Annotated in this window: 1 protein-coding gene; it reads right to left on the bottom strand. The window is 69.2% G+C overall.

Going from position 1 to position 468, the window contains the following annotated elements:
* Positions 1-23: 23 nt before the first annotated feature.
* Positions 24-468: transposase (locus KUM38_RS27620; protein ID WP_217133037.1), on the bottom strand; the 445-nt coding region annotated here is incomplete at its 5' end.

Genomic DNA, 468 nt, shown 5'->3' with positions numbered 1-468 from the left:
GACTCTGAAGCTTCTATAGATCGTCAAGCTGTAGGAGACGGCCCGGGTGTGCCGCTGAATGCGCTGGTCAGGTGGTGGTAGACCTCGCGCGCGACGAAGCGCTTGAGGCACCTGAAGATATCCTTCGTCTTGAGTCCTTCGAGGGTGCGCCGGGCGACGTAGTCACGGGTGCGAGGGTCGTGGCGCATGCGGACCAGGACGATTGTGTGCAACGCGCGGTTGGCCTGGCGGTCTCCGCCACGGTTGAGCCGGTGGCGGTCGGTACGCCCGGAAGAGGCTGGCACTGGCGCGGCGGCGCACAGGTGGGCGAAGGAGGCCTCGGATGCGAGCCTGTCGGGGTTGTCCCCGGCGGTGACCAGCAGCTGCCCGGCGGTCTCGGGCCCGACGCCCGTCAGCGCGAGCAGGCCCGGTGCGGTGCGGGCGATCAGGACGCGCAGGTCGCGGTCCGCGTCCGCTATCTCCTCGCTC

Origin of the sequence: Streptomyces sp. AC558_RSS880, from assembly GCF_019049255.1 — a bacterium.
In the GTDB taxonomy this organism is placed as follows: domain Bacteria; phylum Actinomycetota; class Actinomycetes; order Streptomycetales; family Streptomycetaceae; genus Streptomyces.
The sequence above is the reverse complement of the archived record's forward strand: the minus strand, read 5'-3'. Positions and strand labels throughout refer to the sequence as shown.